This window comes from Paenibacillus sp. VMFN-D1 (assembly GCF_003386155.1).
Lineage (GTDB): Bacteria > Bacillota > Bacilli > Paenibacillales > Paenibacillaceae > Paenibacillus_AQ > Paenibacillus_AQ favisporus.
In genome coordinates, this window is record NZ_QRDU01000001.1 from 65,068 (window position 1) to 77,182 (window position 12,115).

General features: G+C 53.9%; 13 protein-coding genes. 11 read left to right on the forward strand and 2 right to left on the reverse strand.

Features of this window, described 5'->3' with window-relative positions; all coding sequences use genetic code 11:
* Positions 1–114 precede the first annotated feature (114 nt).
* From C7820_RS00360 to C7820_RS00410, 11 genes are all read left to right on the forward strand, one after another.
* The gene (locus tag C7820_RS00360) at positions 115–1,257 is read left to right on the forward strand and encodes a cysteine desulfurase family protein (protein ID WP_116229385.1); all 1,143 of its coding nucleotides are present in this window, start codon (positions 115–117) and stop codon (positions 1,255–1,257) included.
* A gap of 160 nt (positions 1,258–1,417) precedes the next feature.
* Complete coding sequence (locus C7820_RS00365; RefSeq protein WP_076169640.1) at positions 1,418–1,939, forward strand: PRC-barrel domain-containing protein; 522 nt, start codon at positions 1,418–1,420, stop codon at positions 1,937–1,939.
* Between the two features lie 13 nt (positions 1,940–1,952).
* Complete coding sequence (locus tag C7820_RS00370) at positions 1,953–2,159, forward strand: hypothetical protein (RefSeq protein WP_076169641.1); 207 nt, start codon at positions 1,953–1,955, stop codon at positions 2,157–2,159.
* A gap of 417 nt (positions 2,160–2,576) precedes the next feature.
* Complete coding sequence (locus C7820_RS00375) at positions 2,577–3,608, forward strand: AI-2E family transporter (RefSeq protein ID WP_397334147.1); 1,032 nt, start codon at positions 2,577–2,579, stop codon at positions 3,606–3,608.
* Positions 3,609–4,003: 395 nt separating this feature from the next.
* Positions 4,004–6,628 carry an alanine--tRNA ligase gene (gene alaS, locus C7820_RS00380; RefSeq protein ID WP_116229387.1) on the forward strand — a complete coding sequence of 875 codons (2,625 nt, stop codon included), beginning with the start codon at positions 4,004–4,006 and terminating at the stop codon, positions 6,626–6,628.
* Between the two features lie 203 nt (positions 6,629–6,831).
* On the forward strand, positions 6,832–7,092 hold the full coding sequence (locus tag C7820_RS00385; protein WP_076169644.1) for an IreB family regulatory phosphoprotein: 261 nt from the start codon (positions 6,832–6,834) through the stop codon (positions 7,090–7,092).
* 9 nt (positions 7,093–7,101) lie between these two features.
* The gene (gene ruvX / locus C7820_RS00390; protein ID WP_076169645.1) at positions 7,102–7,518 is read left to right on the forward strand and encodes a Holliday junction resolvase RuvX; all 417 of its coding nucleotides are present in this window, start codon (positions 7,102–7,104) and stop codon (positions 7,516–7,518) included.
* An 11-nt stretch (positions 7,519–7,529) separates the two neighbouring features.
* Positions 7,530–7,841: a DUF1292 domain-containing protein gene (locus C7820_RS00395; RefSeq protein ID WP_076169646.1), complete on the forward strand. Its 312-nt coding sequence runs from the start codon at positions 7,530–7,532 to the stop codon at positions 7,839–7,841.
* Positions 7,834–8,145: a DUF1292 domain-containing protein gene (locus C7820_RS00400; protein ID WP_116229388.1), complete on the forward strand. Its 312-nt coding sequence runs from the start codon at positions 7,834–7,836 to the stop codon at positions 8,143–8,145. The genes C7820_RS00395 and C7820_RS00400 overlap by 8 nt, the downstream gene beginning before the upstream one ends.
* A 111-nt stretch (positions 8,146–8,256) precedes the next feature.
* Positions 8,257–9,324 (forward strand): endolytic transglycosylase MltG, encoded by a 1,068-nt coding sequence (gene mltG, locus C7820_RS00405; protein ID WP_181908913.1) that lies wholly within the window; start codon positions 8,257–8,259, stop codon positions 9,322–9,324.
* A gap of 172 nt (positions 9,325–9,496) precedes the next feature.
* Positions 9,497–10,102, forward strand: a complete 606-nt coding sequence (locus tag C7820_RS00410; RefSeq protein ID WP_116231567.1) for a DUF1349 domain-containing protein — start codon at positions 9,497–9,499, stop codon at positions 10,100–10,102.
* Positions 10,103–10,269: 167 nt separating this feature from the next.
* Here the strand turns inward: C7820_RS00410 and C7820_RS00415 are convergent, their stop codons facing one another.
* On the reverse strand, positions 10,270–10,995 hold the full coding sequence (locus C7820_RS00415) for an HAD family hydrolase (RefSeq protein ID WP_116229389.1): 726 nt from the start codon (positions 10,993–10,995) through the stop codon (positions 10,270–10,272).
* 45 nt (positions 10,996–11,040) lie between these two features.
* Positions 11,041–12,078, reverse strand: coding sequence for a zinc-dependent alcohol dehydrogenase (locus C7820_RS00420; RefSeq protein ID WP_105444409.1), 1,038 nt, complete (start codon positions 12,076–12,078; stop codon positions 11,041–11,043).
* Positions 12,079–12,115: the final 37 nt, after the last annotated feature.

Below are 12,115 nucleotides of genomic sequence, written 5' to 3' on the forward strand. Positions count from 1 at the left end.
CCGTTCTATCCGAGCCAAACTCTGTATGAACAGGCTCCAAATTCCTGATTTGAATACAACAATTTCACTGGACATCATAAGCGAAATACTACACAAGACCAAGGTGGTGTAATCATGAAATCAATCTATTTGGACCATGCGGCCTCCACTCCGGTACATCCGGAAGTGGCGGAAGAAATGATGCGCGTCATGACCGGACAATACGGCAACGCCTCCAGCGTTCACGCATTCGGCCGTGCGGCCAAGCGCACCGTCAGCGGGGCAAGGGACCGGATCGCCAAGTTTCTCGGCTGCCTGCCCGATGAGATCGTCTTTACCGCCGGGGGCACGGAAAGCGACAACCTCGCTTTATTCGGCGCAGCCTCCATGCGCAGGTCTAAGGGGAACCACATCATTACGTCGTCCATCGAGCATCATGCTGTGCTTCACGCCTGTGAAGAGCTGGAGAAGGAAGGTTTCCGTGTCACCTACCTGCCGGTAGACCATACCGGACGGGTTCGGCCCGAGGATCTGGAGGCAGCATTGTCGGAGGATACGATTCTGATCAGCATCATGTATGCGAACAACGAGGTAGGAACGATTCAGCCGATTGAAGAAATCGGGAGAATCGCCCGAAGCAGAGACATTCTTTTTCATGTGGACGCCGTTCAGGCTCTTGGAGCGCTGCCCATCAACTGCCATGAGCTTCCGGTCGACATGATGAGCTTTTCCGCGCACAAAATCAACGGACCCCAAGGTGTAGGAGCGCTGTACGTCCGCAAAGGACTGGTCATCGCACCGCGCCTTCACGGCGGACTCCAAGAGAAAAAGCGGCGCGCCGGAACGGAAAATATGGCCGGAATCGCCGGCTTCGGCAAAGCCGTGGAGATTGCTTCCCGCCAGATGGAGCAGCGAAGAGAGCATGATCTTCGTTTGCGTCAGGCCTTGATCAGCACGCTGGAGCAGGAGATCGGCAGGGACGCTTTTGTAATCAACGGCCACCAAGAGGAATGCCTTCCCCACATCGTGAACATCAGCTTCCCGCAGACAGATACGGAGACGCTTCTGATGAATCTCGACATGGAGGGCATCGCCGCGGCCAGCGGTTCGGCATGCACTTCAGGCTCGCTGGAGTTGTCCCATGTGCTGGAGGCCATGCAGCTGCCTCAAAATGTTTTGCGTTCGGCGATTCGATTCAGCTTTGGTTTGGGTAATACTACTGAAGATATGGAGTACACAGCCCAAAAAATTGAAACCATTCTGCGTCGTCTTACGTAAGAAAGGTAGGGATTCTCCATGGATGGAGAGGGAGGGATGAGTGCTCCATACCGTTCGCGAGACAAATCGACCTGCGCGTGCCGCATTGGATTGGCTGACTTCGGTGGTAACGTGAAGGGGTTCGTTTCAATTTTGAAGAGGGTAAGGTGGGATCCTGGCCATGAAATTCCAAGAGATGATCGGACTTGCCGTATTTGATGTGGAAGAAGGCAAGGAGATCGGCAAAATATACGATATTATCATCACCGAAGATTGGAAAATTCAAGGTCTTGAGCTGGAAGGCAAAGGGTTGTTCTCCAACACAGCGAAGACGGTGTCCTGGGAGGACGTCGTTGCTTATGGCGAAGATGCTGTGATGATTCGTAATAAACAGGCTGTTCGCAAGACGGATGCCGACGACATACAATACACCTATCTTTTGGGTAAAAATAAATTAAAGGATCTGGACGTGCTTACTGAGGACGGTACGATGCTCGGTAAGGTGACGGACGTTTATTTTGACCAGGAAATGGGAAATACAATATTAGGTCTCGAAATAAGCGACGGATTTGTTTCGGATTTGATTGAGGGGCGGAAATGGCTGCCTTGCACCACGGAAATGTCCATAGGGGAGAATGCGGTCATGGTTCCGCCTATGAGCGAACAGCGTTTGGAAAAAGCCATTAATTCTGTTAACGGATAGGTGATCAATGAATATGAGATGTCCTAACTGCAATTCCAAAGATATAGGAAAAATCGGTTCCCACCAATTTTACTGCTGGGGCTGCTTTATTGAACTGACGGTGAACGGGGAGAAAATGTCCGTATACCAGGTAGAAGAGGACGGTACGCTCAGCTCGCTGGACGATTTGTTCTTTGAGGAGATTCCTCAGGATTTTCCTCATTTGCACGCTTCCTCTTAAACAATATGCATGTACCGGTCAGAACATTTCCGCAGACTCTCGGGTCCTAACGAATATTTTTCTGATTTATGCTGCGTAAATGGAGCCGCCCCTTCCGCTAATTGTGGTTTGTCTTCAGTTTGCCACGGCCCGCAAGGGGGATTCACCCCGGCAGCTTCATTCCTTTTATTGGTTACATAGCATCCATAGCGCGGAAGAACGATACACGGTCTTATTGCCGTCATCTTGGAAACCCGTACCCGTTTTTGCCTCCATGGCGGACGCCGGTATCCGGGTTTCTTTGCGTTTGCCTATATATCTCCTCCTAAGGCCGCCAATAGGTTAAATTCGAATTTCGGGACATATACTAACTTGACAGCACGTCCGGAAGGAGGAGACAAGGTGGATAAACTGACGGCCAATAAATGGTTCCGGGGGATGATTTGGGTCCTGCTTGGTCTGATTATTCTGTATTTCGTTTGGCTGCTGCGGCCGATGTTCATGAATATCTATCAATTTCTGAAAGCGATCCTTGCCCCCTTTGTCGTGGCGATGATCATTTCCTATGTACTCAATCCGGTCGTATGCATGCTGGCCGCGCGGAAAATGCCGAGGGGAATCGCCGTGCTGCTCATTTACGCCGTCTTTCTGACCTGCCTTGCGGTGATTCTGATCAATCTGATCCCGATGCTGATCGAGCAGATGGAGGAACTGAACGAGCATTTGCCGGAGATGACGATGCATGCCCAGAACATCATGAACAACCTGGATAATCGAGGGGTTCCGGTGGGGATCAAGGAGGGCGTGGATCAGTGGCTGCTGCAGTGGGAGGATCGGCTGGCCAAAGGCATTTCCAATTTCATGGACCATATCGGCAGTACCATTAACATCGTGCTGAACATTTTCATCATCCCGTTTTTGATTTTCTACATATTAAAGGACTTCGACGTTTTTGAGCGGGCGGTCGTATCGCTGCTGCCGCGCACGCGGCGCAAGGCTTCCGTCAGATTGCTGAAGGAGATCGATGAGGCGCTCGGGAATTATGTCCGCGGGCAGTTCCTGGTATGTCTCATCGTCGGCATTCTGGCCTATATCGGATATATGATCGTCGGCATGCCGTATGCCCTCTTGATGGCGAGCATCGTCGCGGTATTCAACATCGTGCCCTATCTCGGACCGTTCCTTGGCGCGGCGCCTGCGGTGGTCATGGCTTCGACAATATCCTGGAAAATGGTGCTGATGGTCATCATCGTGAACTGGCTGTGCCAGCTCCTGGAGAGCAATATCGTATCGCCCCAGGTCGTGGGGAAGAAGCTGCATTTGCACCCGATGCTGATTATTTTTGCCCTTCTGGTCGGCGGAGAGATTGCAGGGGTCGTCGGACTCATTCTGGCGGTGCCTTTATTCGCGGTGCTCAAGGTCATCATTCAGCACTTCTTTGCCTATTACGTCAAGCGGAAGACGACGTAGAGCGGTTTGACAAGCGTCCGCGCTATCGGATATAATTCAGACAATACTATGCAAAAATGGACAAAACGGCGATGAAATGAAGTACGGCAGTTCCTCCTTGTTCAGAGAAGGGCTCCTTCACGGTAAGCGTGACGGCTGCAAGAGCCCCCAAGCGATACTGTCCGGAAAGCTGATTTCGGAGTGTGACAAATTCACCGGCTGGCCCCGTTAACGGCCTTAACAAGGCGATCGCCTGATCATTCAAGCTGGCAGCCGGCGTATGGCGCCCGGCAGTCGTTCAGGCGGTAACCAGGGTGGTACCGCGAATTCATTCGTCCCTGATCTGATCAGGGGCGTTTTTTACGTTTAACCGTCCATTTGCATGCAATTTACGAGAGAGCTGGAGGCTGTTTACTATGAAAGCAAGTGAAATTCGTTCCAAATGGCTTGAATTTTTCGCAAGCAAGGGACACCAGATCGAGCCGAGCGCTTCGCTCGTGCCGCATAACGATCCCTCCCTGCTGTGGATCAACGCGGGTATGGCCCCGCTGAAGCCGTATTTTGACGGACGCATCAGTCCCGAAAATCCCCGGCTCACGAACTCGCAGAAGTGTATCCGTACCAACGATATCGAAAATGTAGGCAAGACGCGCCGGCATCACACCTTCTTTGAAATGCTCGGCAACTTCTCCATCGGCGACTACTTCAAGGAAGAGGCTATTACATGGGCATGGGAATTTCTGACCAGCAAGGAATGGATCGGATTCGATCCGGAGCGCCTGTCGGTCACGGTATATCCGGAGGACGAAGAAGCCTTTAAGCTCTGGAACGAAAAGATTGGCCTGCCGGCCGAGCGGATCGTGAAGCTGGAGGATAACTTCTGGGACATCGGCGAAGGCCCTTGCGGTCCTTGTACGGAAATTTTCTATGACCGCGGCGAAGCCTATGGTGACCTGTCTGATCCGGAAATGTACCCGGGCGGGGAGAACGAACGCTTCCTGGAAGTGTGGAACCTCGTCTTCTCGCAGTTCAACCACAACAAGGACGGCTCCTATACGCCGCTTCCCAACAAGAACATCGATACCGGAGCGGGCCTGGAACGCTTTGCATCCATTCTGCAAAACGTCGACTCCAACTTCGACACCGACCTGTTCCAGCCGATCATTCAAAAAACAGCAGAGCTGGCCGGCGTTAAATACAATGCCAGTGTAGAGGGAGACGTCGCACTGAAGGTCATTGCCGACCATGTGCGCACCGTTACATTTGCGGTGGCCGACGGCGTGCTTCCGTCAAATGAAGGCCGCGGCTACATCATCCGCCGTTTGCTGCGCCGCGCCGTACGTTACGGCAAAGTGCTGGGTCTTGACCGTCCGTTCCTGTACAGCCTGGTGGAAACCGTCGGCGACATTATGGGCGTATACTACCCGAACGTGGTGGAGAAACGCGAATTCATCGAGAAGGTGATCTCCACGGAGGAAGAACGTTTCCATGAGACGCTGTCCGACGGCCTGGCGATCCTCGAGGAAATCAGCAAGCAGGCGCTGGAGCAGGGCACGAAGCAGATCGGCGGCAGCGACGCGTTCAAGCTGTACGATACGTACGGTTTCCCGTTCGACCTGACGGAAGACTATGCGGCTGAGCATGGGCTGACCGTTGACCGTGAAGGCTTTGACGCAGCGATGCAGGAGCAGCGCGACCGCGCGCGTGCAGCGCGTCAGGAGAGCGGCGGCATGAAGGTTCAGGGCGGCGTCCTGTCCGATTATACGGTTAAAAGTGAATTTGTTGGATATAATGACACGGTAACCGAGTCGAAAATTGTGGCGATCATTGTCGATGACGCCATGGTGGACATCGCCGGGGAAGGACAGAGCGCCCAGGTGGTGCTTGACGTCACTCCGTTCTATGCGGAGAGCGGCGGCCAGGTCAGCGACCAGGGTCTGCTGCGCGGCGGATCGGTGACGGCCAGAGTGGAAGGTCTCTTCAAGGCCCCGCACGGACAGCATGTGCATCAGGTGACGGTGGAAGCCGGGGAGCTCAAGGTCGGCGAGACTGTCAAGGCGGAGGTCGATCATGACAAACGCAGAGACATCGAGAAGAACCATACGGCGACCCACCTCCTTCATAAAGCGCTGAAGGAAGTACTCGGCACCCACGTCAATCAGGCCGGATCGCTCGTTGAGCCGCAGCGCCTGCGCTTCGACTTCTCGCATTTCGGCAGCATTACGCCGGAAGAACTGGCGGATATCGAACGCCGCGTGAATGAACAAATTTGGAAGGGCACTAATGTAACAATTGAATATAAATCGCTCGACGAAGCCAAAGCGATGGGCGCCATGGCGCTGTTTGGCGAGAAGTACGGCAGCATCGTCCGCGTCGTGCAGGTCGGCGATTACAGCTTGGAGCTGTGCGGCGGCTGCCACGTGAACAACACGTCCGAGATCGGAATCTTCAAGCTGGTCAGCGAAAGCGGCATCGGCTCGGGGGTACGCCGGATCGAGGCGGTAACCGGCCGCATGGCATACGAATTCCTGGAAGGCCAGCTGTCGCTGCTGAAGCAGTCCGCAGAGCTTCTTAAATCGAATCTGCACGACGTGCCGAGACGGATTGAAGCGCTGCACAGCCAGCTGAAAGAGCTGGGACGCGAGAACGAGTCGCTTCAGAGCAAGCTGAGCACGATCGAAGCCGGCCAGCTCACCGAGCAGGTGAAGCAGGTGAACGGAAGAGAGCTGCTTGCTGTCCGCGTCAATGCGGGAAGTATGGACGGCCTGCGCTCGATTGCCGACGAACTGAAGGGCAAGCTCCCGAATGCCGTGCTGGTTCTCGGAGCAGCGATGGACGAGAAGGTGAACTTCGTCGTTTCCGTTCCGCAGGAGCTCGTGAAGTCGGGGCTTCATGCAGGCAAGCTGGTGAAGGAGATCGCGGCAGTCTGCGGCGGCGGAGGCGGCGGACGTCCCGACATGGCCCAGGCTGGCGGCAAGGACGCCAGCAAGCTGGAAGACGCTTTGAAGCTGGCTGAACAATTGGTTGGATCTGGAATTTAGGCATATCATCTATGCCTTCTGCATCCAATACATTGTAAAGACTCCGGCGGCTACCCGGGATTTTGTAAAATTTTTGTTTTTTATTTCCGTGGAATTTCCTTCGGCGCGGCCCGGTATGGTATGATAGAAAAAGTAGGAAACCTTAAAGATTCAATTCGTCAAAACATGCATGGACATGTTTTTGAAGAAGCGAGGTGTCACAAATGGATTCCATGGATAAGACAGTCAAGTTTAACGTGAAGGGTGATGAGAAGGAGGCCTCCGCGAAGGATATCCTTCTGACGGTATACGACGCGCTGGTGGAGAAGGATTATAACCCGATCAACCAGATCGTCGGCTACCTGATATCCGGAGACCCCGCTTATATACCGCGCCAGAACAACGCGAGAAGCCTGGTTCGAAAAAAAGAGCGTGATGAGTTGATTGAAGAGCTGGTCCGGTTCTATCTAGCCAATCACCGATAGGAGAGCTTTATGAGAATTATGGGACTCGATTACGGGGACCGCAAAATCGGGGTGGCCGTGAGCGATATGTTCGGCTGGACCGCCCAGGGGCTTGAAGTGGTCGAACGCCGCCGCGACGGGGCGGAAATGCAGCGAATTGCGGATCTGGTCCGCGAGCAGGAAGTGGAAGAAATCGTGGTTGGCCTCCCGAAGAATATGAACGGCAGCATTGGTCCGCGCGGCGAAATCTGCATTGCGTTTGCAGACCAGCTGAGAGACATGCTGAACTTGCCGGTTCATCTGTGGGATGAGCGGTTGACGACGGTATCCGCCGAAAGGACGCTGCTTGAAGCGGATGTCAGCCGGAAGAAACGCAGGCAGGTCGTGGATAAAATGGCTGCCAGCTTGATTTTGCAAAACTATTTGGACTCTAAGAGTAAAAGGTGAGGGTGATACAAATGGCTAATGACCGTAATCGTATGGAAGAAGAAGAACCGGAAATTATTTATATTCCCGATGACGAAGGCAATGAAGAGGAGTTTGAAGTCATCATGAAATTCGAGGTCGACGGCTCGGACTCCAAGTATATGATGGTCGTTCCGCTGGACTCCGAGGATGATGACTCCGACGAGGTCTATGCCTTTCGCTATGAGGAGGACGGAGACGATCTGAAGCTGTATATGATCGAGGACGACGAAGAGTGGGAAATCGTCGAGGAAACGTTCAATACGCTGGTTGCCGAACTTGATGGAGGGAATGAACATGAATGATTTCTCTGCAGATCAGGCCGTATGGACTTCCAAGCTGAAGGAAGCCTTTGGTCCAACTGTGGAACTGGAAGATGAGGACGGAGTCACTTCCGTCTACGATCTTACAGCTGAGTTTGAAATCAACGGTCAGAGCTATGCTGTGCTCCAAAAGCCAGGAGATCAAAGCGGAGAATTCGATATCCTGAAAGTGGTCTCCTCGCCTGAAGGAACTCTTGGGCTTGTCACCATAGATGATGACGATGAATGGGAAAATATCAGCGAGCTGTACGATGAAATGACCTTTCCTGAGGACAGCGAAGATTAATCGGGCACAAGGTTTGATCAAGTACCAAAATTGATAACTCCGGAGTCCCCGCAAAGACAGCGGAATGCGTGAAACGGAGCATTGCGCTGCTTTGTGGGGATTTTTTTGGTTATGGAGGGTTGGATCGGTTTGAAAGCTGCCAAAAAGGCTCTGGTAGTGCTGGTGATCATCTTGGTGATCATTGCCGGCGGGGCCTATTACGTCTGGAACGGCATGCAGCCGGTGAAGGCTTCGCAGAATGCCGTCAAGTTTACCATTGAGCAGGGAATGGGAACTTCGCAAATAGCCGGGGTTCTTAAACAAAGTGGACTCATTAAAAACGATATGTTCTTTAAAATCTACTTGAAATGGAAAAACCAGGGCTCCCGTTTTCAGGCGGGAACCTATGAGGCGAAGCCGGGGGTAACCTACGACGAGTTGATTGCCAAGCTGAACAGCGGCCAAGTGGTGAAGGCGGAAATGATCCGCATTACGATTCCGGAAGGCTATACGGTGGAGCAGATCGCAAAGACGGTGGGAGAAGCAAGCCAGAGTGATCCGGCCGCGTTCGTAAAGCTGGCGGATACCGGCGGTCAGACGGACGTACCGGCCTTTAAGGAGATCCCCGCGGATACTTCGTTAAAGCATAAGGCCGAGGGGTACCTATTCCCGGACACGTACGAATTCAAAAAAGGAACCGGGCAGGAAGAGATCCTGACCCGAATGCTGGAGCAAATGCAGAGCAAGCTGGATCAGATCCCTGATCTGGAGCAGAAGCTGAAGGCTCATGGCCTTACATTGCACGAGATGCTGACGGTGGCTTCGCTCGTCGAACGGGAAGTTGTCGTCGACAAGGAGCGTCCGCTTGTTGCGGGTGTCATTTACAACCGCCTGCACAAGGAGATGAAGCTGGAAATCGACGCAACGGTGCAGTACGCTTTGAAGGAGCCGAAGGAACGGCTGCTGTACAAGGACCTGAAGGTGGACAGTCCATATAACACGTATTTGCATCCGGGGCTCCCGCCAGGACCGATCTGCAGTCCGAGCATCGCTTCGATCGAAGCCGCATTATCGCCGGAAGCTTCCGATTATTTGTATTACGTGACCAAGAAGGACGGCTCGCATGAGCATCTATTTGCGAAGACGTACCAGGAGCATTTGAACAACATCAAGAAAAGCAACAGCAATGCGAAGCAGTAGCTGCGGGGCAAGTATCGCCCAGAATCCATTTGCCGCTGCGAGCATCAAAGCACCTCAGACTCTGCCGGAGACACGCGCTTCCGCCGGGTCCGGGGTGCTTTTTAAGTACTGTAGTTTCGCCTGGGAATCGTTCAAAATGTTAGAATTCGTTTGGAGAGAGGGTGGCATGAATATGACTAGACAAGTGATACCGTGGACTAGCGGCCGCTGGTCGACGGAACCGGCAGCTTGTGAAGAGAAGGACGGGGAGCTGATCGTTGAAGCGTGCCAGGGCAGTGATTATTGGCAAACGACCATGTACGGTTTTGAACGGGACAACGGCCACTCGCTTCTGCTGCCATGGGATGGGGAAGAAGCGGTAGAGGTAACTTTTCGTTTGACTGCCTTCGATCATTTGTATGATCAGGCAGGGCTGATGTTATGGAGCCATGGGCAGCAGTGGATCAAAGCCGGAATCGAGATGAATGACGGCGTCCCTCATCTCGGAGCGGTCGTGACCCACGGTTATTCGGATTGGTCGCTTGCGCCTGTCCCGGAGTGGATGGAGAAGATCGTGACGATCCGGGCATCCCGTCTGAAAGATGCGGTTATTATCAGAGCGCGGACGGAAGGGGAAGACTGGAGAACCGTCCGCGTATGCCGGCTTACTCCGGATGAATGGCAAGCGGGACCGTATTTGTGCGCGCCGACGAGTGCTGGGCTCAAAGTGGCTTTTACCCGATGGGCAACGGCGCAGCCGGATACGGATGTGCATGAACAGCCGCCGGAGTCGCAATGAAGGCCATGCCTGACGGCTGAGCTTGCCCTTCGTTGGAACAGGTCGACTTCATCGGCGAAAAAGGCTGCAGACTCCTGTCCGAACCCGGACGGAGGCTGCAGCCTTTTGGTGGTTGAATTCAAATCGGTTGTTTCTTGAAGCCGGGCCGTATCAAACAGCCGCCAGCGTTATGCCTGCAAATCCAAAGGGACTGGAGCGAGCGGCTCGAAGGACAGCATGTCCTGGATCGCTTCCATTTCAAGGTAGCTGGTGATGACATGGTCCGCCTGGGACAAATCCTGCCGGCCGGATCCGGGGTTAAGGTACCCGATACAGCGCATGCCTGCGCTCTTCGCCGCCTTGACCCCATTGCGAGAGTCCTCGATGACCAGGCATGATGAGGGCTCGGCTCCCAGCAGCTTGGCGGCCTGCAGAAAAATGTCGGGTGCCGGTTTGCCGGACTTCACTTCTTCCCCGGAAAGCCGCACGCTGAAAAAGGCTCCAAGTCCGGTACGTTCCATGATGAGCCGGATCAGGGACGGGGGCGAGGAAGAAGCTACCGCAAGCGGCACCTGACGGCTGCGCAGCCAATACAGCCACGGCGTTACGTGGGGAATCGGCTGCAGTTCGGGGTGTGCTGCCATGATGTCCAGCACGTTGTTCTGATGATAGGCGAGCACTTCTTCCAGCGGGAAGGAGAGCTTATGCTTCTCCAGCACCTGCCTCCACATGGACTCCAGCGTTACCCCCACGTAGCCGTGATGCTCCTCTTCCGTTACGGGAGCGCCGAAGTGGGCGAAAGAGCTGCGTTCAATCTCAAAATAGATCGGTTCGCTGTTTACGAGCACGCCGTCCATATCAAAAATAACGGCCTTTACCGGCGGGCTCTGCCATTCTTGCTTCTGCAATGTCATACGCTTAACGCTCCTTTGTCGTTATTTTTTCGCGCCTAAACGGCATCAGACCGATTGCAGAATGACCTTGATCGCCTGGGACGAAGGGCTCAGCGAACGCCCGTCCAGATCACAGCCCAGGGCTTGAAATGCTTCCCGGTATTGGGCCAAGGGATAGGTGTGGGTTATGATTTTTTGCGCGGGAATAATTTGGCGTTCGATCATGTAATGGGCGGTGGAAAAGGTGCCCAGGGAATCGATCGAGCCGATGATTTTGAGGCTCCGGTCGACGACCTCTTTGGGATTAAAGGTGCTGACGCCGTCTCTTAAGCCGACAAGCATGAGGTAACCGCCGTTTGCCAGGCTTGGAAGCACCTGCGTTCCGACCACGCCAGTCGTATCTACGATAAGATCCACCTGTCCGCCGCCGGATGAAGCCTCTGCTACGGCCGTTTCGAACGAATCGTAAGTTCTCCAGCGTTCCGGGGCGATACTCCCGGCGATGGCGAGCCTTTCTTTAGAGATGTCCACAATGCTTCCCGTTACGCCTTTGGAGGCCAGGGCATAGCTGTACAGAATGCCGATGGGCCCGGCTCCGAGAACAACCGTGCGAAAATTCGGCAGGAGCCGGATTTGGTTGATTCCTGTCAGGATGCAGCTTAGCGGCTCCGTTAAGGTGGCCTCCTCGTAGCTGACATGATCTTTTAATGGATATAAAAAGCGGTCTTCGGTGACGTAATAATCGGTAAAGGTTCCGTTGGCACTGACTCCGGTTTCCGTCACAGATTTATGGATGCAGTGATTTTGCCGGCCGGTTCGGCACATCTCACAGTGCCCGCAGTAATAAGTCGGGTCGATCACGACCCGGTCGCCTGGCTTCAGCGTAGTGACTCCTCTGCCGACGCTAACGACATCTCCTGCCGATTCGTGGCCCAGGATGACGGAAGATACCGCATGATATTTGCCGCTCACAATGCCCAGATCGGTCCCGCACACGCCGGTGGCGCGAATGCGGACGAGAACCTGATGTTCCTCTGTAATGGACGGCTCCGGCCGTTCCTCAAGCGTTACGTCCCATGCCGATTTGTATACCAATGCCTGCATCACGTATTACCTCCTTGGATATGGATATTTGACTTTC